Raw genomic sequence first — 22,009 nt, 5'->3', positions numbered from 1 at the left:
TAGATGACCGAGAGAGAACTGCCTGTTCAGGTTGAGCCCCAAAACCGAGGGCCGATGACCCAGAGCTCCGCCAAATGGCCGGGCGGCTACGTTTATCCTGACATGGGCGGCTATTTTGGAGAAGCGCAGGGAGAAAGCTCTGATCTCGATCTTCGCGAGATCGTCAGAGTGCTCCTCAAGAGGAAGCGACTGATCGGCGTCGCGGCGGCAATATGCCTCGCTCTCGGGTTGCTGTGGATTTTGCTGCAAAAGCCGCTCTACACGGCGACCATCAGGGTTCAGATCGATAAGAGCGCGACGAATATTCTCTCCGACAAAAACAGGGCGCCGGGCGAGATAGATTATTCAGAGGATTATCTGAACACGGAGCTGGAGCTGCTGAAGGGGCGCAATCTTGCGGAGCGCGTCGCGTCCCGCCTGCGCCTGGACCGTGAATCCAGCGCCAAGGGCGACAGCCCCAGCGATCGGTCGGAGCGCGATCATGCGGCGGGGGGGACCGTGCTGCGCGGCGTCTCGGTCAAGCCGATACCGGGAACCCGCCTGGTCGACATCAGCTATACGGACGCCGACCCTTCGCGGGCGCAAAAGGTGGCGAACGCTTACGGCGACGGTTACGTCGCCGCCAATCTGGATAAGAGGTTCCAGGCCAACGCCTACGCGAAGTCCTTCTTGGAGGACCAGCTCAAGCAGCTCAAGCTTCGGCTCGAAGAGGCCGAAAAGGCCATGATCGCCTTCGCCGAGAAGGAGCAGATCGTCGGCACGTCCGACAAGGCTTCGGTTGCCGAAAACAGCCTCTCTGCCGCAAACACGGCGCTGGGCCAGATCATCGCCGAACGCATCAAGAATGAGCAGTTGTGGCGTCAGGCGGAGAGCGCCACGGGCATCGACTTGCCGCAGCTCTTGACCAACAAGGCGATTGAAGACTTGCGATCCAGGCGCGGGCAGCTCGTCGCCGAATATCAAGAAAAGTCGCAGACGTTTCGCGCCAATTATCCCGAGATGGTGCAGCTGAGCAGCAAAATCAAAGAGCTGGAGCATCAGCTCGGCGTCGAGGTCAAAACGGTAAAATCATCGCTGAAGGCCGCCTATGAGGGCTCTTTGAGCCAAGAAAACCAGATGAAGGAGCGAATCGAAAAGCTGCGGCAGGACACGCTCGATCTTCAGAAGCGGAGCATTCAGTACAACATCCTGAAGAGGGAAGTGGATTCGACGCGTTCGCTCTATGAAAATCTGTTGCAGCGATACAAGGAAGTGGACGTCGCCAGCGGCATCGGCACAAACAACGTCTTCATCGTCGAAAGAGCTCAGATTCCATCCTCGCCGAGCTCGCCCAACCGACCTTTTGTGATGGCGATCGCCCTGGGCCTGGGGCTCGTGATCGGGGTCGGCGGGGCTTTCGCTCTGGAGCACTTCGACGACGTTGTCCACGATCCGGCGGAGGCGGAGAGGGCTTGCGGCCTCACGTTGCACGGGATCATTCCGAAGCCGCCGTCGGGCAGGTCGTTCGAAGAGGAGTCGGCCGACGCGCGATCCGCGATCTCCGAGGCGTTCAGATCCGCCTGCACGTCGCTTCAGTTTTCGACCGAGGCGGGGGCGCCGAAAACGCTCGTTATTACAAGCTCGACCCCAGGCGAGGGGAAATCCAGCGTCGCCTTCGGTCTCGCGAATAGATTTGCCGCATTGGGCGTGCGGGTTCTCGTCATCGACGCAGATTTGCGCAAACCTGCCCTTCATGAAAAGGCGCAGATCGACAACAGCATCGGCCTGAGCACCTATCTCACTCACAACTGCGATCTGGGCGAAGCCATCCGCGAGCTCGAATACACCAATATTCACATTCTCTCCGCGGGGCCGACGCCGCCGAATCCGGTTGAATTGCTGAACGGCGCTCGCTTCGCTTCCCTCGTTTCTTCGAGCGGCGAAGTGTTCGATATGGTCATCATCGACGCCCCGCCCGTGATGGGAATGGCGGACGCTCTGGTGCTCGGCAATATTGCAAAAGCCACCCTGTTCATCGTCGCCGCCGGACAGGGACGCATTGGATTGATCCGGAACGCCATCAAGAGACTGAAACGGTCTCGCGTAACTCCGATCGGCATGATCGTGACAAAATACGATCCGCGGAAAACCGGCTTCGGCGGAGATTACGGCTATGGTTACGGCTACGGATACGGGTACGGATACGGCGCTGAACCTGACAAGATCGAATCGAGAGACATAGACGCGGGCTCTGACAAGGAATCGGCGGATGACGGCTCTGCCGCCGCATGACGACGAACTCGCGGCGATCAGGGCGGCGCTGTCCTTGACGTCCCTTCCGCCGTTCCGTCGTCAACTGCGCAAGGCGGCTCTGCCGGAAGGCATGGACCTTCTGCTGAGCGTTGCGGTCGACGGCGGCGCGGCGGCCGCTGTCGCGACAAGACTTCAGCGGAGTCCGCAGCAAATCATGGAAGCGGCGGGGTTTTTCATTGAGCAGATCATGCTCGCTCCGGGAGGCGACAGCTATCGCACGCTCGGAGGATCGAGAGAGACCCCGTCACAGCAGCTGCGACAGCATTTCGTTTATCTTTGCAAATGGATTCATGCGGAAGAGCGGGACGGCTTCACGGCGAAGGCCTATCTCGTAAAAATCACTCAGGCTTGGAACAATATCAAAACGCCGGACCGGCGCGCCGCCTATGACCAGTCGCTCGACGCGCATCTTTCGCCGCAGGCCTCCGGCGACGACAGGAAGGCGCGCGGTTGGGGCGCGCAGAAATCGAAGCGCGGGTCCTCGGCAAAAGCTTCCGTTCTGCACGGACGGACGCGTATTGGCGTCCGGCGCAAACGCCGCAACCTCATCAGTCGGATCATCGCCTTCGCCATCAAACTGAAATTCTAGCGCATGTTCATGTTTGACCGAGATCGGCTTGGGCAAAGGCAGGGCTCCTCTGGGGCTATCGCTCCCATTCTCTGTTATGGGGCGCTGGGCCTCGTTCTTTGCTGGCTCATCGTGCGCAATAGCGTCGCCGCCTATCTTGCCTGGAGCGAGCCGCAATGGGCGCTGCGTTTGAACGCCAGCGAACCAACCGCGCTTTCCAGGGTCGCAGACAAGGCGATCGACCCAACGCTGAAGCAAAGCGAGGCGACAAAGTCAAAACTCTCGCCGCGAGAGCTCGACGAGCTGAAGTCAGACGTCGAGCGGGCTATCGCGCTCGATCCGCTCCGGGCTCGAAATTATCGGCTGCTGGCGCAGATCGCCGAGATGCAGGGGGCGAAGAAATTGGCCAGCGCCGCAATGGTGGCCGCCGCACGGCATTCGCTTCACGATGGTTATGCGGCTTTTTGGCTCATGGGCAAGGCGCTCGAAAACAAGAACTTCCAGGCTTCCGCCTATTACGCGGACGTCTTGTTGCGATCAGGGTCGGTTTCTGCGGAATATGTTTTGCCCGTTTTCGCCCGCATGCTGGAAAGCAAGGGAGCCGGCGGCCAGGAAGTCATCAAGCTCCTGACCGGAAACCCGCCATGGCGGGGCGTCTTTTTCAGCGAGATTTACAAATATCTTTCCGACGTCGCCGTCCCCCTGGAGCTGTTTTTGAACCTGAGAGAAACCGCGGCGCCGGCCAGTCCGGACGAACTCAACGCCTTTCAATGGATTCTCTACCAGAAGAAGCTTTATCCTCTCGCTTACTATGTCTGGCTTCAGTTCCTGCCGCCGGAAAAGCTGGAGGACGCGGGGTTCTTGTTCAACGGGCGATTTGAGGAGGCGCCGACCGGCTCGCCCTTCGACTGGCAAGCGCCTGTGGGAACGAATGTGACCGTCGATTACGCGGCCAAATCAGAAAACGAGACGGATCGCGCGCTCGTGGTTGGCTTCAATTCGGGGAGAGCCGAGTTTCCGGGGGTCTCACAATTGACCATGTTGACCCCGGGGCGCTATCGGGTCCGGGGCTCCTACAAGGGCGATCTCGAAGGGCCGCGGGGCGTGGAGTGGGCGGTCTCCTGCATGGATGGGCCCGTGTTGGGACAAAGCCAGAGGTTTCTTGGTTTGGCTGAGGATTGGCGGCGCTTCGAATTCGTCTTCGCAGTGCCCGACAAGGGCTGCGCGGCGCAAGTCTTGCGCTTGGGCCTTGCGGCGCGTTCGCCGTCCGAGGAAATTCTCTCGGGCGAGATTTGGTTCGACGACCTTTCCATCACGCCGAACTGAGAACGCCCGGCGTTCAATTGCCGCCGGGTCGTTTCTGATTTGCGAAAACCGTTTTCAGGCCGGGGATGGCGGTAAGCACTTTCGCGCCGAAGGCGGTCACCCCGCCCTGGCGACGATCGGCGGCCCGGCCGGGGCGGCGCCGGTTCTCGTAGGAGGCCGCGTAACTTCCCGGATTGAGCGCGCCGGGCGGCGGCGCCGCCTGCGACGGGTCGGCGTTCTCGAGAATTGCATAAGGCCGCAAATAGACCAGCTGCTCGGCTTCCTCGGCGCCGACCCATTTCTCCGCGGCGGCGCGGCCGGCGGCGAGATCGGGTCCCCGCCGCCGCACGCCATGCGCGTCCGACGCGAGGATGTGCACCAGCCCTTCATCGAGCATCCGCTCCGCCCAATATTTCGGCGTGCTGCCGAAAGCGCCGGTGAGCGATCCGGATGTGATTTGCATCCAAACGCCGGCGCGCGCGAGGCGCACAAACGTCTCATACTGCGCCTCGATCCATCGCAGCCGCTCGGGGTGCGTGAGCACGGGGACATAGCCAGCAGCGAGCAGATCGAAAAAGAAGGCGTCTATTCGGGGAGGCGCGACGTGATGCGGCGGCTCGACAAGAACATATCTGGTGCCTGCGAGGGACGGAATGTTCCCGCTGCGCAGACCGGCGATCATGTTGGGCGTCATATGCGCGTCTGCGCCAGCGACGAGCGTGAGGTCGATGCCAGCGTTATCGAGTTCACGCTGGAGCGCGGCGACCGCCTCGACGATCTGCGGGCCGGTATTGTCGTAAACCCCCGGGAAGATGTGCGGCGTGCAGGCCTGCACGATTACGCCTTGTGAGGCGGCGATGCGCGCCATTTCGAGCGAAAGATTGAGGTCGGCGGCGCCGTCGTCGATGCCCGGCAGGATATGAGAGTGGAGGTCGATCACAGTGGTCTTCTTCAATGATAAAATAACGCACTTGAATAATGCCGGGTCGATTTGGCCTTTATAAGGCGCGACGACTTTTGTCTTGGTCTTTTTATCTCAGGCATCGAGCGTGTTACATGCCTATACCGTTCATCCGCAATGCGAGGCGACGAAAGTGACCCGGGAAAAGCTCCATGACCTGGCGATGGCCAGTCCGATTATCCTCTGGTTCGCCGTCGGCGCCGTTGGATCGTCGCTGCGCGCCCTGGAGCTGTTCGGGGCAAAGGCGGGGACGGCGCAGATTTCTCTTCAGATCGCGACGGTCGTTTTTTTGATGGTGGCGATTGCGCTGTTTATCATACGAAAACCGCCGATAAAAAAGGCGAAGGGGGCGGGGCCGGTATCGGCGGGAGTCATCGGCTGCCTGACCCCTTTTCTGGTTCTCGTTCTGCCTCGAGCAACGCTTTCACAGTCGGCGCTCGCCGTCCTGTCTGCGCTGGGTCTGCTCGGAACGGCCGCTTCCATCTATGTGCTGTTTTGGTTGGGGCGATCGTTCAGCATTCTGCCGCAGGCGCGCGGCCTCGTGACCAACGGGCCCTACCGGTCGATTCGACATCCGCTCTATCTGGCCGAGTTTGTGATCATCGCGAGCAAGGCGTTTGAACTCGCGCCGCCTTGGGCGGTCGTGGCGCTGATGGTCGCGATCGGCTCCCAGATTGCCCGCATCCATTATGAGGAAGAGGTCCTCTCCGAGGCCTTCCCCGATTACAAGGCCTATGCGCGGCGCACGGCGCGACTCATCCCAGGCGTATATTGAGCGCCTCTTTCAGTAACGCTTCGCTCGAGGTCCAGGACGGCGCCGTGGGGCGTCTCAGCGGCGCCGGTCCCCGATCCTTCAACGCTTGAAGGCGCAAAGCTCGACTGGCGCCATCGCATCGCGTGCCGGACGGCGATGTGGTTCTGTTTTTCGCCCATCAAGGCGACCATGAGGGTGCTGAAGACGATGCGCATGTCCAGCATGAACGACGCGTGGCGGATATACCAGATGTCGAGCGCGTCCTTCTCCTCGGGCCCGATTGCCGTGCCGCCGTTGATCTGCGCCCAGCCGGTAATCCCCGGCCGGACGAGAAGACGCGTGCGGGGGTCTTTCGGTTGGTCGTGCGGCAAGAGCGGACGCGGCCCGATGAGAGACATGTCTCCTACGAGTACGCTGTAAAGCTGAGGGATTTCGTCGAGGCGGGTCGCCCTGACCAAGCGGCCGATTCTGGAAAGACGCTGCTCTTCCGGAATGCGGCGTCCCGTTCTGTCGAAGGGCGCATGGTAGGTGCGGAACTTGTAGAGCAGAAACTTCCGCCCGTGCCTGCCGACGCGTTGCTGCCAGAACAGCATCGGCGCGCCCACGTCGTAATAGGTCAAGGCGGCGACGACGGCGGTGATCGGGAGCAGAGCCGCGAGCAAGGCGCTCGCGCCGATGACATCGATGATGCGCTTGATCTCGAAATACTCGCCGACGTCGCTCATCTCCTCCACGTCATAAACGGGCGTGGGGGCCGCCTGCGGCTGAAGATTCAACGCTTCCGAAAGGCGCAGCAACGGCAGGCTTCGTGCGCGACAGCGGGCCGCCACATAGTCGGCGAGATCGCTCGCCAGGGGCGCCGAATCCGAGACCCACACCTCGTCGATCGCGACGCCGTGGACGAGATATTCCTGAATGATTTCGTCGATGTCCGCCGCATTGCCGACGACTTTCACGCCGCTGATCTTGCGTCCCATGATGGACGGGCGTCCATCCAGCGCCGCGACGACGATCGTCGTTCTCGGCCGCTGACAATCGATCAGCCGGATCGCCGCGGCGGCGAAATGATCGACGCCGACGATCAGGACGCGCCGATAGTCTGACGCCTGCGACGTCGAGGCCGACGGGCGATGCGCATGATCCTGGAACATCGTGCGGGCGATGAGCCGCGTCGCGACGAGCCCCGTCACGAGGACGAGCCCGTGAATCAGGGGCGTCGAGCGCGGAACGCCCTCCAGTCGCGTGAGCATGAAAGCGGCGACGCTGCTCAAAGCGACCGCGCAGGCGACCGCGGCGCAGAGATTGGCGGCGTCGCGAATGGAGAAGAAACGGCTTATCCCGTCGCTGATGCGGAAAAACAGAAAGCTGCACAGCGACAGAACGATGGCGATGATTGCATATTGATAGGTTTGTGGAACGACGCCTGCCGCTCCGCCGACGGCGAGGAGCGTCGGATCTCTCAGCGCAAGCGCAACGAATGGCGCCGCTATCGCCCAAACGACGTCCAGCGGCTCGAGCCGCAAGCGATAGCGGTCCCGGGATGTAGGCGAAGCCAATCGCATATATTAAAGCTTCCCTAATCTTCCAAGTAAGGACATCGATTGTAATCAAGCAATTGAGAGCGGGCAATATGAATTGTTGGGGCTCTTATTGCCAAGCTTAAGTACAAAGTTGAAATATACGCGTGATTTCAGGGGTTTTCAAAGCTGAATACAGTGAGTTTTTATTCCATTTTTACTGCGCGCTGACTCTTTTCTTTCCGGCAGTCAAGGTCTGGGCGCCCGTGCGGCGGCTGTGAGTGAGCGCATTTTGGCGGCCCGGGAGTGGTCGGCTGGCGAAAACTCCCTACTCTGCTCCTCAGCCAAGAAGCGCGGCGACCGCGCGAAGGGCGACTGCTGGTCCGGGGGAGCGACGCGATGCGAAAGACTCAGGTGAGCGCGCCGCCCGTCATCCTCGCCGCCGCCGCGCTGAGCGGCGCGATTCTCGCGATCCATATCTATCTGCATCTCGGCGATTACACGGCTGAGCGCGGCCTTTTGGCGTTCGCGCAGGTCGCCGGGATTTCGTCCGCCTTCGGCGCCATGGTCCTTTTGATCTTGGAAGCCGCGCGAAATGCGCTGGAAAACTGGCCGGGACGTGAGTAACGATCGCAAAAGATCACTACTGGGAAGAGCTTAATCTTTCCGAAGCATTTGTTGGCGCAAGCTCTCAAGGTCGGAGCAGGGCCGTTGGGCGCCTGTTTTGCAAGAGTCTTTGCATGCCAAGGATGCGCGCGCTTTTCCTTGCCCTGATTTTCGCGACAGCCGCCGCGGCGTCGCTCGGCCCCGCGCAGGCCGCCCGGCTCGGCTATTCGCGCGGCTCGTGTCTCAGCGAGGCCTTGCCGGCGGTCGAGGCGGTGTCGGCGTGCACAGCGGTCCTTCAGAAGTTCAAGAATAATGCGGCGGTGTTGCTGCGCCGCGGCGTCGCCTTCGGCGAACTCGGGGCGTTCGACTACGCCATCGGCGATTTCAGCCGGGCGATTCGGCTCGCGCCAGATCACGCGCTGGCCCTGAGATTGCGCGGCCTCGCCTATGAAATGCAAGGACAGGCGTCTCAAAGCCTCGCGGATTATCTGCGCCTGCGCGACCTGGGGCGATCCGATGCCGACCTCGAGGCGGCGATCCGCCGGATCACGGAGCCTCACGCCGGTTTGGACGGCCCCGCCGCGCCGGCGCCGCAACCGGCTCAGCTCCCGTCGCCGGAAGTCGCGAAGAGCGTCGCAGCCGTAGAGCCGCCCAAGCTCGCCGCCTCCGACAGATCCCGTGCGTCGGTTGCTCCCTGGGTCGCTCTGCCGGCGGCGCTCCTGGTCTGCGCGGGGGCGGCGCTTCTCTTGTGGCGCTCGCGGCGGCGCCGCGACAATTTTGCCGTCTGACGGGGGGCGGCGTTCCGCATCGCCGCGCATTGACCCTGTCGACCCACCGCCTATCTGCCCCCGACGGCAGGGGGCGATGGGGCGTGAGGGAACAAGAGCATGGCGCGGCACTGCATCTCACTGTTCGTAGCGCTGGCGCTTGGCGTTCCGTTCGCCATGGCGCAGGGCGCGGGAACCTCCGAGACGCGCGGCGGCGCGGGGGCCGGAACGTCCGACCCGCCGGGGCCCGGCGGCGGCCAGCCAGGGCGCTCGGGGCAGGGCGCGTCGACCGGCAACAGAAGCGCCCCGGCCGGTAGCCGCGAGTCCGGCAACTTCGGGTCGGGGCTCGATTGGGGCGTGGGCAGCGGGGCGGGAAGCTCGGGGATGCGCGGCCCTACGAAGTAACGGCGAGGTCGCCACTTGCCGTCTCTGGCCTCGATGTGCGGCGGCGCACATCGGGGCGCCGTCACGATCGCTAGCTTGCCGTCGTCAATCAGACAACGGAGGCGATCATGTCAGACACGCTTTATTCCGCCATGCACGGCGAATCCGCGCGCCGCCAATTCCGCATTTCGCTTTTCATGGTGATCGCATTGGCGATCGGCGCGGCGCTCATCGGCTTTGTCACGCCGTCGGCGCCCGCGCAGGACGCCGCAGCGCTCGACGACGGCGGCGTTTTCGTAGGCCGTCTGGTGGCTTCGGGCGACAGATGAGTCTGGGGTGCGGCACGGTTAGGTGAGACAGCCGGCTGCGGTAATTTGAACCGCAACCGGAGATTTGAAAGTGACCAAGGAAGAGAAGGTTAGCGCCAGGGGCCGGCGTTTTTCCGTTCAGCGCAAGATGGCGGTCGTGGCCCGCCTCCTACGCGGAGAGCCGTTGGAACTGGTGGCTCGCGAGACCAATGTCACCATCCAGAAGCTGACCGAATGGCGGGATCGGGCTCTGGCGGGGGCCGCCTCGGCTCTGAAAGAGCGCGAGCGGGATGACCGCGACGATGAGATCGCCCGGCTGAAGGCCAAGGTGGGCGAGATCACCATGGATAACGAGCTTCTCTACGCCAAGATTGACGTCCTGGAAAACAAACGCCCTTTGGCCCGCCGGAGGCCGAGGAAATGAGCCGGGCTCGTTCTCTGTCTTTCGGTCGCATCTATGGATTGTCGCGCGTGACGCGGGTGTGGGGCCTGTCGCGGGCAACCGTGTATCGATCTCGCGTGGAGACGCCTGAAGACACTCCCCGACGTCGACCCGGCCCCATTGGGGCATGTTCGGATGCCGAACTGGCGGATCACATCCGTCGCGAAATCGAGGCCTCTGAATTCCATGGCGAAGGCTACCGGAAGATATGGGCGCGGCTACGAGTCTCCAGCGTGCGCGCCAGTCCCCGACGGGTGCGGCGCGTGATGCGCGAACATGGATTGCTTGCGCCGCATCGAGTGGTGTCGGCGTCGGCCAAGACGCATGACGGCACGATCGTCACCGATCGTGTCAACGAAATGTGGGGAACCGACATGACACAAACGGTTACGACCGATGAAGGCAAGGCTTATGTGTTCGTCGCCGTCGAACACGCCAACTCGGAGGTCGTCGGCGTTCACGCCGCAAAATCAGCCAATCGGTTCGAGGCGCTGGAGCCTGTTCGACAGGGCGTGAAACGCTGCTTCGGCGCGATCGCTCCAGAAATCGCCTGCGGATTGAGACTGCGTCACGATCACGGGTCCAATTACATGTCGGAAGATTTTCAGTCCGAGGTCAAATGCCTGGGAATTGAAGCCTCGCCCTCTTTCGTGCGAGAGCCCGAGGGCAATGGCGTCGCCGAGCGCTTCATCCGGACGCTGAAGGAGAACCTGTTGTGGGTCAGGGCCTTCCGCACGATCGAGGACCTCAGGGTGGCGCTCATCGAATTCGCCGCGCGTTACAACAAAACTTGGCTCGTCGCCAGGCACGGCTACAAAACGCCCGATCAGGTGAGAGCCGAACAGCTTTCGGTTGCCAAGGCAAACATCGCAGAGCTACCCTTGGCCGCCTGAATAAGCGCAGTCGGTTGTCTCAAAACCGGGCCGCAGTACAGGCGACAGATGAGTCCGACCCTGCAGCGCGCCCGGCGCGCCGAAAGCGGCCGGGCCGGGAAGAGGCGAAATCGTTAAACGTTCCTTTCTTCGATTACCAAAACTTTACCTATTTCCAACTTTGCTTTGGGTTACGTCCCCCTTGTCCCAATGAAAGCGATTTCGACGCGCAGTTTCGCGCGACAGGGCCGCGGTGCGGCAAGCGCCGGAGGGGCGTTCCTGCGAGAGGCAAAGAACAATCATTCGTAAGAATGTGAGGAAGCCGTATGTCGCACGCCTATTTGATCGAGATTGAGCAGGATACGGTGGGGCTGATCGTTCGCGAGGCGGAGGGCTATCGCTTTTATGCGACGCGGCGTTCGCTGAGCGCGCTCCAAAGCAATCTCTTCGGCACCGCGACCGAAGCCCGCGACGCCATCATGGCGCTGCAGGACCGCCCAGAGGCGAAGCAGTCGAGCATGACGCCCCTCCACCGCGCCGCCGCGGCGGAATGATCTTTTTCAAAAAACAAACGGTAACAGGAGTGTCGTGATGACCGAGTCGACAGACAGGAAATATCTCGAAATGCGTGAGCGTCAGGCGCGCGATTGGCTGCTGCGCCATTATCAGGACATTGGCGCCCCGGCGATCGCGGCGGCGCTCGACGTTGCGGTCGGACCCGAGAAGAAGCTCGAAAAAAGCGCCCCGGAACGGCTCGGCGTAATGCCGAGCTTTCTTCTCGCCGACGATCACGCCGCCTGACGCCGCAGCGTCGGCGCGCGGATCAGCGAAGGGGCGGCGCGTATTGAATGCCGCCCATTGTCCACAGCTGATTGAGCCCGCGCGCAATGCCGAGCTTGGATTTCCGGCCGACGTTGCGCTCGAGCGTTTCGCCGTAATTGCCGACGTTCTTTACGATATTGACGGCCCAGTCGGGCGACAGGCCCAGATGCTTGCCAATGTCGCCCTCGGCGCCGACAAAGCGGCGCACCGCCGGCTTCTGGGACTTTTTGGCCTCTTCGACATTGGCGCTGTTGATGCCGAGCTCCTCAGCGTTCAGCATGGCGAAACTGACCCATTTCACGATGTTGAGCCACTGGTCGTCGCCCTGACGCACGGCGGGACCGAGGGGCTCCTTCGAGATGACGTCGGCCAGAATAACATGGTCGTTCGGCTTCTTGAGTTCGAGCCGGTTCGCATGCAATTGCGACACGTCGCTCGAGATCACATTGCACTGGCCGGAGTCGTAGGCCTTGAGAATGTCGGCAAGAAGCTCGAAGCGCACCGGCTCGAACTTCATATGATTTTGCCGGAAGTAGTCCTCGACATTGGCTTCCGTCGTCGTGCCCGCCTTCAGGCAAACCTTGGCGCCGTCGAGTTCGAGCGCGGATGTGGCCTTGCGGCTTTTCGGCACGAGAAAGCCCTGGCCGTCGTAATAGGTGGCTCCGGCGAAGACGAGACCCTGTTCGACCTCATTGGAGAAAGCCCAGGTCGAATTGCGCGACAGCAGGTCGAACTTGCCGGACTTCAAGGCTTCGAAACGCTGGTCGGCCGCGACCGGCACGAATTGAACTTTCGACGGGTCGCCGAAGATCGCCGAGGCGACGGCGCGGCAGAAATCGACGTCGAAGCCCGACCATTTGCCCTTGTCGTCGGCGATCGAAAATCCGGCGATTCCGGAGCTCACCCCGCAGATGAGCGCGCCCCGCTGCTTCACCGTATCGAGGGTCGAGGCCTGCGACGCCGCTCCAAAAAGGCAGAAGGAGGCCGTCAGCAAGGGGATGAACGCGCGAACGCGCTTGTGCAGAAGACGCATAACGACCTCTTTCAATAGCGGTAGGAGATGAAACTACAGATCCGCCGCCTGCTTGACGACGATCTTGGTGCCGATCGGAACGCGATTGAAGAGATCGGTCACGTCGCCGTTGACCAGTCGGAAGCAGCCCGACGAAACGGCGTGGCCGATCGTCTGCGGCTGGTTGGTGCCGTGGATGCGATAGACCGTCTGGCCGATGTAAAGGGCGCGCGCGCCCATCGGATTGCCCGGTCCGCCGGCCATGAAACGCGGCAGATAGGGCTGGCGCTGGATCATCTCCGGCGGCGGGCGCCAGTCGGGCCATTCCTGCTTGCGGGTGATCTTGTGCATGCCGGCCCATTGGAAGCCTTCGCGGCCGACCCCGATCCCGTAACGAATGGCGCGATTGTCGCCCTGCACGAGATACAGATAGCGGTCGGCCGTGTGGACCACGATGGTGCCGGGCGCTTCCGTGGTGCGGAAAAAGACGACCTGTCGCTCGTAAGGCCCGGAAAGCGTCTCCTCCTCCGGGCTCGGCTCATAGCCTGGCTGCTCGTCGATCTCCATTTCATCTGCCTGGGGGCTCGCCGCCGTCGCGGCGCCGAAGCCGAGCAGAAACAGCGCCGAAGACGCCACCATCAGGCGGATAGCCTTGACTGCAAATGCCATCGTCGAACCTCTTTCGGGATGGGCCTAACTGAAATATGCGACGCGGCGCCTTCGCGCTTATGTGCAGCGAACGTAGACCATCGTGCCGTAGCGCGTGGAGTTGTCGGGGCTCACCCATTTCACGGTGAAGGAATTGTCGTCGATTGTGACAATTTCGCGATCGGTCGGCACGGCGGCCGGACCCGGCGGGCCGAGATAGGTGACGCCGCTCGGGCTGCCTTTGAGCACCAGCTCCGACACCTGCGGTTCGTCCGCAAGATGCATCATCACGCCGCCGGTCGGGCCGGGCTTGATTGCATAGGCGTTGTTGCATTGGCGGCGCGCCTCCGCCTCCGTGCGGGGGCGGTCGCTGTCGCGATGGTAGGCGGCGACGCCCCAGCGGCCGACGAGGGCGCCGGGCGCGATGGTCGAGGGAATGGCGGGAACGCCTTGCGCCACGCCGGGGTTCGCCGTCTGAGGGGAATTACAGGAAGCAAGCGGCGCGGCCGCCATCCCGATGGCCAGTGAAACTAAAAGCGGACGCATATTTGAAACGCGCATGAAGACACCTCGGGACTTCGACGGCGACTAAGCCTCGACAAAAGTAACAAGCACGCAAGCGACAGGCGCGTAAAGTCATAGCATAGCTAAAGAATCATTCTAGCCACAATTTTGGTGAACGGCGCGGCGCAAAGGGCGCGCAAATTAAAACGCCGGCCCGAAGGCCGGCGTTTGAGCTCTCTTACACAGGAACAGCTTACTGCGCGCCGGCGCGGATCGAGAACTTGCCGTTGGAGCAGGTCACGTCGCCGTTGAAGACGCGGCCGGTTTCGTTCGGCTTGCCGGTCCAGACGCAATCCTTCTTGTCGTCGGTGCGGTCGACGAGCTTGACGGTGTAGGCGCCGCCGGCGACCGTGCCGTCGAGCTTGTAGGTGAGCACCGAGCCGTTATCGAGCTGCAGGTCGGCCTTGCCGGTGACCTTGTCGCCCTGCGCAGCGATCGTCCAGGTGCCCGAGGCGCGCTTGATGCCGGACGTGGCGATTTCCGTCACGTTCCACGACTCGGCGAGAGCCGGGACGCTCAGGGCGACGACCGCGGCGGCCGTGGTGAAAGCAAGCTTGATCATTCGTTTCGCTCCCATAAAATTTTGGCTGATGAGCGGCTTCGTCGGCCGCAGGGAGACTGAGGCTTAATCGAACTGCGGCCATCAAGCCTTCCTCGTTCTGCTCACAGGTTGAGCGCGAACTGCGGCACTTGGCACGAACATCCGCAGAAGGTCAAATGGTTTTGCCTCGAACGAGGTCAAGCTGCCGCCGCAAGCGACAAGGAGTCCGGCGATGACAGAGAGTTGGCGAGCGGTCGACGATTACATTGCAAATCGCCTCATCGCGCCCGAGGAGGGGCAGCACTCGACGCTCGACGCCAACAAGCGCGCCGGCCTGCCCGCAATCGATGTTTCTGCGCCGCAGGGCAAGCTTTTGCATCTGCTCGCCGCCGCGACCTGCGCCACGCGCATTCTCGAAATCGGAACCCTCGGCGGCTATTCGACGATCTGGTTGGCGCGGGCGCTGGCGCCGAGCGGCAAGGTCGTGACGATCGAATTCGAGCCGCGCCATGCAGAGATTGCGCGCGACAATATCACGCGCGAGGGCGTCGGGGAGAAAGTCGATCTGCGGGTCGGCGCCGCGCTCGACATTCTGCCGAAGCTGGCCGCCGAAGGCGGCGCGCCCTTCGATCTCTCTTTCATCGACGCCGACAAGGCCAACAATGCAGCCTATTTCAAATGGGCGCTCCAACTCTCCCGGCCGGGCGCATTAATCGTCGTCGATAATGTCGTAAGGGAAGGGGCGGTCGCCGACGCCGCCACGACGGATGACGGCGGCCTCGGGGCGCGGGCGCTCTTCGACGCCGTCGCCGCCGAGCCGCGCGTCGCCGCGACGGCGATCCAGACGGTCGGCTCGAAAGGTTGGGACGGTTTTCTGATCGCGCGGGTCAAATAAATGCGGCGGCCCCCACGCGGGTCGCGCGGGGGCGGCTGCGAACCCTCGCCGCCTCAGATTTCGCCCGGGTCGGAGGACCGGATCGGAGCCCCATCGGCGCCGTAAAAGGCGGCCTCGACGCGGCGGCCGGCGTCGTCATAACGCCAGGCGATGCGGGCGGCGCCCACGTCCTTGCGGACAGTCGGCTTGCCCTCGGCGTTGAAATAGGCCTCCTCGACCTGATTGCCTTTCGCGTCATAGGCGCGCGCCACGCGTTCGGCGCCGAGCCCCTTGCGCTTGATCGGGCGGCCGTCGGCGTCGAAATACATTTCCATCACTTCGATGCGCCCCCGCTGTGGGGCGTCGGGGTAGAGCCGCTCGGCCGAAGAGCCGACGCGGATCGAGCCTTCGAGGGGCGCGGTCAGTTTGCCATTCTGCGAGCAGCGCCGCTCGCGCGACGAGATGCGGGCGACAGCCTTGACCGGCTTTCGCTTCCGCGGGGAATTCTGATCCATGATCTGAAGTCACCTAAACGCGCTCCAGCCGGCCGCAACAGAGGCGGACACAACGGGCCTTGCGGCCCGGCTTTGGCAGAGATGATCAAGCGCAAAGCTCTCTGGAGACGCTGTCCAACGCCATGCCTCTTTCCCGCAGGGGCGGGCGAGGCCGTTCGACGCCGCTGGTCGCGGCGGGCTTCAGGCGAAGGCGGGGGGCGCGCGCGAGCCGAGCGGCGGGGTCGCCGCCTCCGATCCCGACAACGCATGCTCGAAGGCGAGGCGGGCCTCGATATAGGTGAGCGCCGGCGGGGTCTCGCCGACAAAGGCTGAGGGCGTCGTCGCGCCGCCCAGGGAGGCGCAATGGATGACGCAGCAGGCGTCGCCATGGCGTGTGGGCCGGATCGGCGCGCCCGGCGAGCCGTCGAGAGGGCCGGAGCTCTTGCCGAGGCAGATCGCGTCGGCGAAAAGCGCCGCGCCGCGAGCGCTGGTGACGGCCCCCGCCGCGATCCCCTGCAGGATAAGCAGATAGGCCACGAGCAGCGTCGCCGCTGTCGAGCCGAAATGCCTTCTCCTGTCGTTGCGCGGGATCATAGCCTCTCGAAGCTAGTGGTTGCTCCCGTCAAGGTCAATGGGCGGGGCATAATTAACGGTCAAGGTTCCCAGGGGGCAGGCGCGGCGACGCCCGCCTCGGCGCGGGAGGCGTCGATGCGGGCCCCCAGGGCGCGCAGTGCCTCGGTGACGCCGGAGCCCGTGGCGGCCGAGAGCGTGAGCAGCGGGCCCCGCGCCTCGGGTGGCGGGCCGGCGCTGGCGATCGCGCGTTTGAGGCGCTCGCGCTGCTTCTTGAGATGGTCGGGATCGACCGCGTCGCTCTTCGAGAGGGCGACGATCTCGGGCTTCTCGTCGAGCCCGGCGCCATAGGCGGAGAGCTCGCCGCGCACGGTCTTGTAGTCTTTGCCCGCGTGTTCGCCGGTGGCGTCGATAAGATGCAGCAGCACGCGGCAACGCTCGACATGGCCCAGAAACCGGTCGCCGAGGCCGTGGCCCTCATGTGCGCCCTCGATCAGCCCCGGAATGTCCGCGAGCACGAACTCCCGCTCGTCGGCGCGCACGACGCCGAGGCCGGGGTGCAGCGTGGTGAACGGATAATCGGCGATCTTTGGCTTCGCCGCGGTCACGCTCGCCAGAAACGTCGATTTGCCGGCGTTCGGCAGGCCGACGAGCCCGGCGTCGGCGATGAGCTTCAGCCGCAGGATGAGGGTGCGCTCCTCGCCGGACTGGCCGGGATTGGCGCGGCGTGGGGCGCGGTTGGTCGAGGTGGTGAAATGGGCGTTGCCGAAGCCGCCATTGCCGCCCTTGCAGATCACCACGCGCTGGCCGACCTCGGTGAGGTCGGCGATTAGCGTCTCGCCGTCCTCTTCGAAGATTTGAGTGCCGACCGGCACTTTCAGCACGGCGTCGGCGCCGCGCCCGCCGGCGCGGTTCTTGCCCATGCCGTGCATGCCGGTCTTGGCCTTGAAATGCTGCTGGTAGCGGTAGTCGATCAGCGTATTGAGGCCGTCGACGCATTCGGCCACGACGTCGCCGCCGCGGCCGCCGTCGCCCCCGTCCGGGCCGCCGAATTCGATGAATTTCTCACGCCGGAAGGAGACGCAGCCGGCGCCGCCGTCGCCGGAGCGGACGTAGACTTTGGCCTGATCCAGGAATTTCATGAAAGGCTCACGTTGACGTCAATCTGGGGCGGCGCGCGCCAAAGGCGGTATGGGCCGCGCCGCGCGAGAGCCGCGTGCGCAGGACCTTCAGCCGCGCGCCGCGGGCCGGCGCGTCGATTTCCGCCTCGCCGAGGCTTACGAAGCCGAGCTTCTCCTGCACGCGGCGGGAGGCGAGATTGCCGGGCAGGGCGTCGCAGACGATCTCGCCGAGCGAGGAGACGCCGAAAATCATATCGACGAAGACCCGCGCGGCTTCCGTCATCAGGCCCTGGCCCCAAAATTCCCGACCGAGCCAGTAACCCAGTTGCGCGGTTCCGCGAAAATCCGACCCATGCGCGCCGATGACGCCAATCGCTTCGTTGGGCCGCCGCTTGAAGGCGAGCGCCAGCACGAGCCCCTGACCCGACTCGTTTTCGGCGCGCGCGCGACGGATGAACTGCTCGGCGTCACGCAGATAATAGGGGTGCGGAATATTGGCGGTCTGCGCGGCGACGTCCGGATCGCCCGCGAGGCGCGCGATGGCGTCGGCGTCCGACATCCGCGGCCACCGCAGCCACATCCGTTCGGTTTCCAGCCTGAAAACGTCGTCGTGGGTAATCTCGGGAAACATGAAGGGCTCCAAGCGAAAGACCGAACCGGCCCCGGACGCGACAAAGGGGAAAGCGGCGGCCGCTTCCCCCTGCTGGCCCAGACGGGCCGTTTCCGGACATTTCGCCTTGGAGCCTTCAAGCTCCTTGCGGGGTCTTCAAGACGACCTGTCCGCCGGGGAAGGACCGGCGGCGGGTCGCTCGCGATCCGTCCGCCTTACTCTGCGGCCTGGGCCGCCGGCACCACGGATACGCTGGAGCGCCCGCGGCTGGATTTAAACTCGACGACGCCGTCGACAAGGGCGAAGAGCGTGTGGTCCTTGCCCATCCCGATGTTGCGGCCGGGATGCCACTTGGTGCCGCGCTGCCGAATGATGATGTTGCCGGCGAGCACCGCTTCGCCGCCAAATTTCTTGACGCCGAGGCGCCGGCCATCCGAGTCGCGGCCGTTGCGCGACGAGCCGCCCGCTTTTTTGTGAGCCATTTTCCTGCTCCGAACCGTTTCTGTTCAGCGGCGCTGAGACCGCTTGTGAATTCTGTCGTTAGATCGCGAGAATCTTGACGAGCGTCAAGTCCTGGCGATGGCCGCGCTTGCGCTTGGAGTTCTGGCGGCGGCGCTTCTTGAAGGCGATCGACTTGGCGCTGCGCGCCTGCTCGACGATCTCGCCCGACACGCTGGCGCCTGCGACGGTGGGAGCGCCGATCTTGGGGGAGTCGCCCCCGATCATCAGCACCTCGTCGAAAGTGACCTTGTCGCCCGGCGCGCCCTCGAGCGCCATGACCGTGATAATGTCTCCAGCGGACACGCTATACTGCTTGCCGCCGGTTTTGATGACTGCGAACATCTTGTTTTCCTGTGTTCGGACCCGGCTCTCGCATTTTTGCGCCTAACGCCGTGACGTTACGCGTGCGGGCCGGCTTCTTGGCAGTTGGACCGGTTGCGCTTCGCTCAAAAAGAAAACGCGGCGAGACCGCCGCGACGAAGCAGAGATTGCCTAGCGCTTCGGCCGGGCCTTGTCAATGGTCAGGCCGCGCTCGCCGCCGGCTAATAACAGTTAGCCGCCTTCATCTGCGCAAGCCAGCCCATGCAGGCGGCCTGGGCGCGATTGGCGCGGGCGGCCCGGCGTTGCGCCCGCCAATAGGCGTCGTCGTCCGCGTCCCAGCCCCCGCGATCGTCATAGCCGCGTCCATAGCCCCCCGGATAGCCTCTTGGCGGGCCCCCGCGGCCGGCGGCGTAATTCTGCTGAACGATGCAGTTGTTGTAGGCGTTGGCCAGGGTCATGCAGACGGCCACGTTCGGGCCTCCCGCCTGAACCGGGGAGGCGGCGAGCAGCGCGCCGGCGCTGGCCAGGAGGAGACGGCGGATCCTTGACATGAACTTCTCGCTTGCGGCGATACAGGCCACTGTAATCTCCTCCCTTTCTCATGAAGGGAGTCTGAACGATCACCAGCCGGCGACGCGGCGGCAGGCGGAGGAGCCGCCGTCGAATTCATAGTGGTCGCCGCAGGCGAAGGCGACCGGCGGCTCGCCCGTCTGCTCGAACATATCGTAGCCCTGCTTGAGGTTCTGCCAGAAGCCGGCCCATTGCGAATAGCCGCCGCCGCCGCTGACGAAAGCCAGCCAGCCGCCCGTGTTCCCGGTTTCGCGGGCGAGATTGGCCTCTGTCATGCGAAAGGGAAAAATATGCACCGGGATTTCCTTCTGCCCGGCGCGCAGGGCGGCTTCGACGAAATTGTAAATTTCCTCGATTCCGCGGTCGGTCATGGCGAAGCAGCCGACCGACTTGCAGGCGCCATGCACCATGACGAGCCCGCCGGTGCGGCCGTTCTGCCGGTCGAAGGCGTTGGGATAGCCGACGTTGAAGGCGCGATAATAATTGGAATGCGGATTGAGCTGCCTGGCCGAGACGCTGTAAAAGCCCTCGGGCGATTGATAATCCGCCTCTTTGAGCTTGGGGCCGAGGCGCCCCGACCATTTGCAGATCGGGAAGGTCTTGAAGAGCGCGTAGCGGCCGTTTTTCTTCAGCCACAGTTCGAGCTGACCCTCCTGCTTGAAGATGCGCACGAAGACCGGATCGCCCATGCCGAATTTCGGCGGCGGGGGCTGGAACGCGTCTTCCGGCGCGGGCCGCAGCGCCGGCTCCTGGAGGCGCGCGACCTGTGCCCCCTCGGCGGCGGCGGAAGGCGCTGCGGCGGCTGGCGCAGCCTCGGTCGTCCCTGGGGCGGCGGCGTCCTTCGCCGGCGCGAGGGCGGCGAGCTTGACAAGATCGGCCGGCCGAGTCGGCGGCGTCGGCACATCCACGTAGAGCGGCGCCGAGGTCGCGGCGGGGGCGTTCTCCGGCGCCGGCTGGGCGGCCTGGGGCCATTGCGGGAAAGACCAGGATAACGCGGGCGTCTGCTGCGCGGGCGCGGCGGCAGGCGGCGCCGGCTGCGCCGCGGGCGGGGCGGGGTCGGGTGGGGCCGGCGCCTCCAGCGCGGCCAGGTCGCGCGGCCGCACGGGCGGCAGCGGGGTTTCCGCATTGCGAAATTCGGGGGGCCGCGTCGGCGGAGGCGGGGGGAAGGACACTGACCCCTCCACGCCGCCGCCGCCGTCGAGACCGGTCGCGGCCGGCTCGGGCGCGCTCTCCGCGGGCGCCGGGGTCGCGGCGGCGATGGCCGCAGGGGGCGCCGGCTGCGCCGTCATCGCCGGGAGCGGGGCGACGCCGGGGAGCAGCATCGCCGCCGGAGCGGCCGGGGCGGTTTCGGCGGAAGCTGGGGAAGGGGCGGAGGCGGCGGGCGGCGGCGTCGCGCCGCGTCGCAGCCCCGGCAGGATGGCGCCGCCGGCGGGATGCGGCGCGCCGGGCGCGACGGCGACTTTACCGGCGCCGGCGCGCGGCTTGCCGGCTCCGGGCAGATAACGCAGCGCGCCGACGCCAAGACCGAACGCGGCGACGGCGAGCGCGGCGAACAGAAGATGCGTGGGGCGCGGCTTCATGAGCGGGCGTTTGGTTCCTCTCGACGCAGAGCCTGGGGCCGCCCCCGGTCAATGTCCCTCGAAGGCGACGAGGGTGCGCACCGGCACGCCGAGCGCCTCAATCTTCTTCGCGCCGCCGAGATCGGGAAGGTCGATGACGAAACAGGCTGCGACCACATCCGCCCCCATTTTCTGCAAGAGCCGGATCGCGCCCGTCGCGGTGCCGCCGGTGGCGATCAGATCGTCGACGAGAATGACGCGCTCGCCTTGCGCGACGGCGTCGACATGCATCTCCATCTCGTCCGTCCCATATTCCAGCTCATAGGCAATCGACACAGTCTCGTGCGGCAATTTGCCTTTTTTGCGAATCGGGATGAATCCCGAAGAGAGTTGATGGGCGACCGCGCCGCCTAGAATGAAGCCGCGGGCCTCCATGCCGGCGACCTTCTCGATCTTCATCCCCGCCCAGGGCTGAACGAGTTCGTCCACCGCCTTGCGAAACGCCTTGGCGTCGCCGAGCAGCGTCGTGATGTCGCGGAAGAGAATGCCTTCCTTCGGATAATCCGGAATCGTGCGAATGGCGGCGCGAAGCGGCATAAAATGACCCTTGGTGGCGTATTACGGCATTCTCAACCTTAAGTTGAGATCGCGCTGGCGCGCGCAGACAAGCTGCATACACTGCAACCGGGCCAAACTCCAAGGTTGTCGCCAGATGCGCCGCGCCGTCGCCTTTTGCCTCGCGCTTTTTCCTTTCGCCGCCGCCGCGCAGGGCGACGCGCCCCAGTTCCCCGCGCCGCCGCCGCTCCTGGGTTCGGCCACGCCAGTCCAACCTTTCAGTCCCGCAAGCCAGGGGAGCGCTCAGGGCGCGGGGCAGGCCGCGGGATTCGGTCCTCAGGGCTATGGCGGCTGCTACGGCTGCAGCTATTCGGGCGATTATTATGGGTCGAACGTCGCGGCCCGCCGCCCCGCGCCGCCGCTGCGCTTGCAGGGCCAATGGCGCAATGGCTGGTGGTATTATTGACGATG

27 protein-coding genes and 1 pseudogene are annotated in these 22,009 nt (G+C 64.2%); 13 read left to right on the top strand and 15 right to left on the bottom strand.

Going from position 1 to position 22,009, the window contains the following annotated elements; all coding sequences use genetic code 11:
- Positions 1-54: 54 nt before the first annotated feature.
- Genes ACETII_RS06830 through ACETII_RS06820 form a run of 3 tightly spaced genes read left to right on the top strand, consistent with a single transcriptional unit; the run spans position 55 to position 4,186 of the window.
- Entirely contained in the window at positions 55-2,271 is a 2,217-nt protein-coding gene (locus ACETII_RS06830) for a GumC family protein (RefSeq protein ID WP_472787556.1), read from the top strand.
- Positions 2,249-2,881: a hypothetical protein gene (locus ACETII_RS06825; RefSeq protein ID WP_472787555.1), complete on the top strand. Its 633-nt coding sequence runs from the start codon at positions 2,249-2,251 to the stop codon at positions 2,879-2,881. Before ACETII_RS06830 ends, ACETII_RS06825 begins: the two co-directional genes overlap by 23 nt.
- A gap of 9 nt (positions 2,882-2,890) precedes the next feature.
- On the top strand, positions 2,891-4,186 hold the full coding sequence (locus ACETII_RS06820) for a hypothetical protein (protein WP_472787554.1): 1,296 nt from the start codon (positions 2,891-2,893) through the stop codon (positions 4,184-4,186).
- A gap of 13 nt (positions 4,187-4,199) precedes the next feature.
- Here the strand turns inward: ACETII_RS06820 and ACETII_RS06815 are convergent, their stop codons facing one another.
- Positions 4,200-5,105, bottom strand: coding sequence for a tyrosine-protein phosphatase (locus tag ACETII_RS06815; protein WP_472787553.1), 906 nt, complete (start codon positions 5,103-5,105; stop codon positions 4,200-4,202).
- Between the two features lie 109 nt (positions 5,106-5,214).
- On the opposite strand from ACETII_RS06815, the gene ACETII_RS06810 reads away from it, so the two are divergent.
- Complete coding sequence (locus ACETII_RS06810) at positions 5,215-5,901, top strand: methyltransferase family protein (RefSeq protein WP_472787552.1); 687 nt, start codon at positions 5,215-5,217, stop codon at positions 5,899-5,901.
- Here the strand turns inward: ACETII_RS06810 and ACETII_RS06805 are convergent.
- Positions 5,859-7,442 (bottom strand): sugar transferase, encoded by a 1,584-nt coding sequence (locus ACETII_RS06805; RefSeq protein ID WP_472787551.1) that lies wholly within the window; start codon positions 7,440-7,442, stop codon positions 5,859-5,861. The genes ACETII_RS06810 and ACETII_RS06805 overlap by 43 nt on opposite strands.
- A 354-nt stretch (positions 7,443-7,796) precedes the next feature.
- On the opposite strand from ACETII_RS06805, the gene ACETII_RS06800 reads away from it, so the two are divergent.
- The 7 genes and pseudogenes from ACETII_RS06800 to ACETII_RS06770 all read left to right on the top strand — a co-directional run bounded on the left by ACETII_RS06800 (position 7,797) and on the right by ACETII_RS06770 (position 11,577).
- Positions 7,797-8,024 (top strand): hypothetical protein, encoded by a 228-nt coding sequence (locus ACETII_RS06800; protein WP_363350126.1) that lies wholly within the window; start codon positions 7,797-7,799, stop codon positions 8,022-8,024.
- Positions 8,025-8,137: 113 nt separating this feature from the next.
- Positions 8,138-8,791, top strand: a complete 654-nt coding sequence (locus ACETII_RS06795; protein WP_472787550.1) for a tetratricopeptide repeat protein — start codon at positions 8,138-8,140, stop codon at positions 8,789-8,791.
- Positions 8,792-8,890: 99 nt separating this feature from the next.
- Positions 8,891-9,175 (top strand): hypothetical protein, encoded by a 285-nt coding sequence (locus ACETII_RS06790; protein ID WP_472787549.1) that lies wholly within the window; start codon positions 8,891-8,893, stop codon positions 9,173-9,175.
- A gap of 107 nt (positions 9,176-9,282) precedes the next feature.
- A complete protein-coding gene (locus ACETII_RS06785; RefSeq protein ID WP_363350123.1) occupies positions 9,283-9,483 on the top strand; it encodes a hypothetical protein in 201 nt (66 codons plus the stop codon).
- 64 nt (positions 9,484-9,547) lie between these two features.
- Positions 9,548-10,797, top strand: a pseudogene (locus ACETII_RS06780) (IS3 family transposase).
- A gap of 305 nt (positions 10,798-11,102) precedes the next feature.
- Positions 11,103-11,330, top strand: coding sequence for a hypothetical protein (locus tag ACETII_RS06775; protein ID WP_472787548.1), 228 nt, complete (start codon positions 11,103-11,105; stop codon positions 11,328-11,330).
- 37 nt (positions 11,331-11,367) lie between these two features.
- Entirely contained in the window at positions 11,368-11,577 is a 210-nt protein-coding gene (locus ACETII_RS06770; protein WP_472787547.1) for a hypothetical protein, read from the top strand.
- Between the two features lie 22 nt (positions 11,578-11,599).
- Here ACETII_RS06770 and ACETII_RS06765 read toward each other — a convergent pair whose 3' ends face one another.
- The 4 genes from ACETII_RS06765 to ACETII_RS06750 all read right to left on the bottom strand — a co-directional run bounded on the left by ACETII_RS06765 (position 11,600) and on the right by ACETII_RS06750 (position 14,384).
- Positions 11,600-12,631, bottom strand: coding sequence for an amino acid ABC transporter substrate-binding protein (locus ACETII_RS06765; protein ID WP_363350120.1), 1,032 nt, complete (start codon positions 12,629-12,631; stop codon positions 11,600-11,602).
- Between the two features lie 33 nt (positions 12,632-12,664).
- On the bottom strand, positions 12,665-13,279 hold the full coding sequence (locus ACETII_RS06760; protein ID WP_472787546.1) for a L,D-transpeptidase: 615 nt from the start codon (positions 13,277-13,279) through the stop codon (positions 12,665-12,667).
- Between the two features lie 57 nt (positions 13,280-13,336).
- The gene (locus tag ACETII_RS06755; protein WP_472787545.1) at positions 13,337-13,819 is read right to left on the bottom strand and encodes a hypothetical protein; all 483 of its coding nucleotides are present in this window, start codon (positions 13,817-13,819) and stop codon (positions 13,337-13,339) included.
- Between the two features lie 196 nt (positions 13,820-14,015).
- Positions 14,016-14,384, bottom strand: coding sequence for a hypothetical protein (locus ACETII_RS06750; RefSeq protein ID WP_363350117.1), 369 nt, complete (start codon positions 14,382-14,384; stop codon positions 14,016-14,018).
- Positions 14,385-14,595: 211 nt separating this feature from the next.
- On the opposite strand from ACETII_RS06750, the gene ACETII_RS06745 reads away from it, so the two are divergent.
- On the top strand, positions 14,596-15,258 hold the full coding sequence (locus tag ACETII_RS06745) for an O-methyltransferase (protein ID WP_472787544.1): 663 nt from the start codon (positions 14,596-14,598) through the stop codon (positions 15,256-15,258).
- Between the two features lie 53 nt (positions 15,259-15,311).
- Here the strand turns inward: ACETII_RS06745 and ACETII_RS06740 are convergent, their stop codons facing one another.
- From ACETII_RS06740 to ACETII_RS06700, 9 genes are all read right to left on the bottom strand, one after another.
- The gene (locus ACETII_RS06740) at positions 15,312-15,752 is read right to left on the bottom strand and encodes a hypothetical protein (RefSeq protein ID WP_363350115.1); all 441 of its coding nucleotides are present in this window, start codon (positions 15,750-15,752) and stop codon (positions 15,312-15,314) included.
- A gap of 180 nt (positions 15,753-15,932) precedes the next feature.
- Positions 15,933-16,325, bottom strand: a complete 393-nt coding sequence (locus ACETII_RS06735; RefSeq protein WP_363350114.1) for a DUF2946 family protein — start codon at positions 16,323-16,325, stop codon at positions 15,933-15,935.
- A 59-nt stretch (positions 16,326-16,384) separates the two neighbouring features.
- The gene (gene obgE, locus ACETII_RS06730) at positions 16,385-17,443 is read right to left on the bottom strand and encodes a GTPase ObgE (RefSeq protein WP_472787543.1); all 1,059 of its coding nucleotides are present in this window, start codon (positions 17,441-17,443) and stop codon (positions 16,385-16,387) included.
- Positions 17,444-17,450: 7 nt separating this feature from the next.
- The gene (locus ACETII_RS06725) at positions 17,451-18,053 is read right to left on the bottom strand and encodes a GNAT family N-acetyltransferase (protein ID WP_363350112.1); all 603 of its coding nucleotides are present in this window, start codon (positions 18,051-18,053) and stop codon (positions 17,451-17,453) included.
- A 194-nt stretch (positions 18,054-18,247) separates the two neighbouring features.
- A complete protein-coding gene (gene rpmA / locus ACETII_RS06720; RefSeq protein WP_472787542.1) occupies positions 18,248-18,514 on the bottom strand; it encodes a 50S ribosomal protein L27 in 267 nt (88 codons plus the stop codon).
- 58 nt (positions 18,515-18,572) lie between these two features.
- Positions 18,573-18,875, bottom strand: a complete 303-nt coding sequence (rplU, locus tag ACETII_RS06715) for a 50S ribosomal protein L21 (protein WP_363350110.1) — start codon at positions 18,873-18,875, stop codon at positions 18,573-18,575.
- A gap of 200 nt (positions 18,876-19,075) precedes the next feature.
- The gene (locus ACETII_RS06710; protein ID WP_472787541.1) at positions 19,076-19,405 is read right to left on the bottom strand and encodes a hypothetical protein; all 330 of its coding nucleotides are present in this window, start codon (positions 19,403-19,405) and stop codon (positions 19,076-19,078) included.
- A 69-nt stretch (positions 19,406-19,474) separates the two neighbouring features.
- A complete protein-coding gene (locus tag ACETII_RS06705; protein WP_472787540.1) occupies positions 19,475-21,004 on the bottom strand; it encodes a L,D-transpeptidase family protein in 1,530 nt (509 codons plus the stop codon).
- A gap of 48 nt (positions 21,005-21,052) precedes the next feature.
- Entirely contained in the window at positions 21,053-21,580 is a 528-nt protein-coding gene (locus ACETII_RS06700; RefSeq protein WP_363350107.1) for an adenine phosphoribosyltransferase, read from the bottom strand.
- Positions 21,581-21,695: 115 nt separating this feature from the next.
- Here ACETII_RS06700 and ACETII_RS06695 point away from each other — a divergent pair, with 115 nt between their 5' ends.
- Entirely contained in the window at positions 21,696-22,004 is a 309-nt protein-coding gene (locus tag ACETII_RS06695; protein ID WP_472787539.1) for a hypothetical protein, read from the top strand.
- The last annotated feature ends 5 nt before the right edge of the window (positions 22,005-22,009 follow it).

Source organism: Methylocystis sp. NC52PC, from assembly GCF_055698645.1.
The sequence above is the reverse complement of the archived record's forward strand: the minus strand, read 5'-3'. Positions and strand labels throughout refer to the sequence as shown.

What these genes read in the sequence shown, in the direction of transcription:
- ACETII_RS06790 (WP_472787549.1), top strand. Translation starts at nt 8,891, where the DNA reads ATGGCGCGGCACTGCATCTCACTGTTCGTAGCGCTGGCGCTTGGCGTT.
- rpmA (WP_472787542.1), bottom strand. Translation starts at nt 18,514, where the DNA reads ATGGCTCACAAAAAAGCGGGCGGCTCGTCGCGCAACGGCCGCGACTCG.
- ACETII_RS06825 (WP_472787555.1), top strand. Translation starts at nt 2,249, where the DNA reads ATGACGGCTCTGCCGCCGCATGACGACGAACTCGCGGCGATCAGGGCG.
- ACETII_RS06800 (WP_363350126.1), top strand. Translation starts at nt 7,797, where the DNA reads ATGCGAAAGACTCAGGTGAGCGCGCCGCCCGTCATCCTCGCCGCCGCC.
- ACETII_RS06795 (WP_472787550.1), top strand. Translation starts at nt 8,138, where the DNA reads ATGCCAAGGATGCGCGCGCTTTTCCTTGCCCTGATTTTCGCGACAGCC.
- ACETII_RS06830 (WP_472787556.1), top strand. Translation starts at nt 55, where the DNA reads ATGACCCAGAGCTCCGCCAAATGGCCGGGCGGCTACGTTTATCCTGAC.
- ACETII_RS06695 (WP_472787539.1), top strand. Translation starts at nt 21,696, where the DNA reads ATGCGCCGCGCCGTCGCCTTTTGCCTCGCGCTTTTTCCTTTCGCCGCC.
- obgE (WP_472787543.1), bottom strand. Translation starts at nt 17,443, where the DNA reads ATGAAATTCCTGGATCAGGCCAAAGTCTACGTCCGCTCCGGCGACGGC.
- ACETII_RS06785 (WP_363350123.1), top strand. Translation starts at nt 9,283, where the DNA reads ATGTCAGACACGCTTTATTCCGCCATGCACGGCGAATCCGCGCGCCGC.
- ACETII_RS06725 (WP_363350112.1), bottom strand. Translation starts at nt 18,053, where the DNA reads ATGTTTCCCGAGATTACCCACGACGACGTTTTCAGGCTGGAAACCGAA.
- ACETII_RS06705 (WP_472787540.1), bottom strand. Translation starts at nt 21,004, where the DNA reads ATGAAGCCGCGCCCCACGCATCTTCTGTTCGCCGCGCTCGCCGTCGCC.
- ACETII_RS06750 (WP_363350117.1), bottom strand. Translation starts at nt 14,384, where the DNA reads ATGATCAAGCTTGCTTTCACCACGGCCGCCGCGGTCGTCGCCCTGAGC.
- ACETII_RS06745 (WP_472787544.1), top strand. Translation starts at nt 14,596, where the DNA reads ATGACAGAGAGTTGGCGAGCGGTCGACGATTACATTGCAAATCGCCTC.
- ACETII_RS06805 (WP_472787551.1), bottom strand. Translation starts at nt 7,442, where the DNA reads ATGCGATTGGCTTCGCCTACATCCCGGGACCGCTATCGCTTGCGGCTC.
- ACETII_RS06820 (WP_472787554.1), top strand. Translation starts at nt 2,891, where the DNA reads ATGTTTGACCGAGATCGGCTTGGGCAAAGGCAGGGCTCCTCTGGGGCT.
- ACETII_RS06755 (WP_472787545.1), bottom strand. Translation starts at nt 13,819, where the DNA reads ATGCGCGTTTCAAATATGCGTCCGCTTTTAGTTTCACTGGCCATCGGG.
- ACETII_RS06770 (WP_472787547.1), top strand. Translation starts at nt 11,368, where the DNA reads ATGACCGAGTCGACAGACAGGAAATATCTCGAAATGCGTGAGCGTCAG.
- ACETII_RS06735 (WP_363350114.1), bottom strand. Translation starts at nt 16,325, where the DNA reads ATGATCCCGCGCAACGACAGGAGAAGGCATTTCGGCTCGACAGCGGCG.
- ACETII_RS06765 (WP_363350120.1), bottom strand. Translation starts at nt 12,631, where the DNA reads ATGCGTCTTCTGCACAAGCGCGTTCGCGCGTTCATCCCCTTGCTGACG.
- ACETII_RS06775 (WP_472787548.1), top strand. Translation starts at nt 11,103, where the DNA reads ATGTCGCACGCCTATTTGATCGAGATTGAGCAGGATACGGTGGGGCTG.
- rplU (WP_363350110.1), bottom strand. Translation starts at nt 18,875, where the DNA reads ATGTTCGCAGTCATCAAAACCGGCGGCAAGCAGTATAGCGTGTCCGCT.
- ACETII_RS06700 (WP_363350107.1), bottom strand. Translation starts at nt 21,580, where the DNA reads ATGCCGCTTCGCGCCGCCATTCGCACGATTCCGGATTATCCGAAGGAA.
- ACETII_RS06740 (WP_363350115.1), bottom strand. Translation starts at nt 15,752, where the DNA reads ATGGATCAGAATTCCCCGCGGAAGCGAAAGCCGGTCAAGGCTGTCGCC.
- ACETII_RS06710 (WP_472787541.1), bottom strand. Translation starts at nt 19,405, where the DNA reads ATGTCAAGGATCCGCCGTCTCCTCCTGGCCAGCGCCGGCGCGCTGCTC.
- ACETII_RS06760 (WP_472787546.1), bottom strand. Translation starts at nt 13,279, where the DNA reads ATGGCATTTGCAGTCAAGGCTATCCGCCTGATGGTGGCGTCTTCGGCG.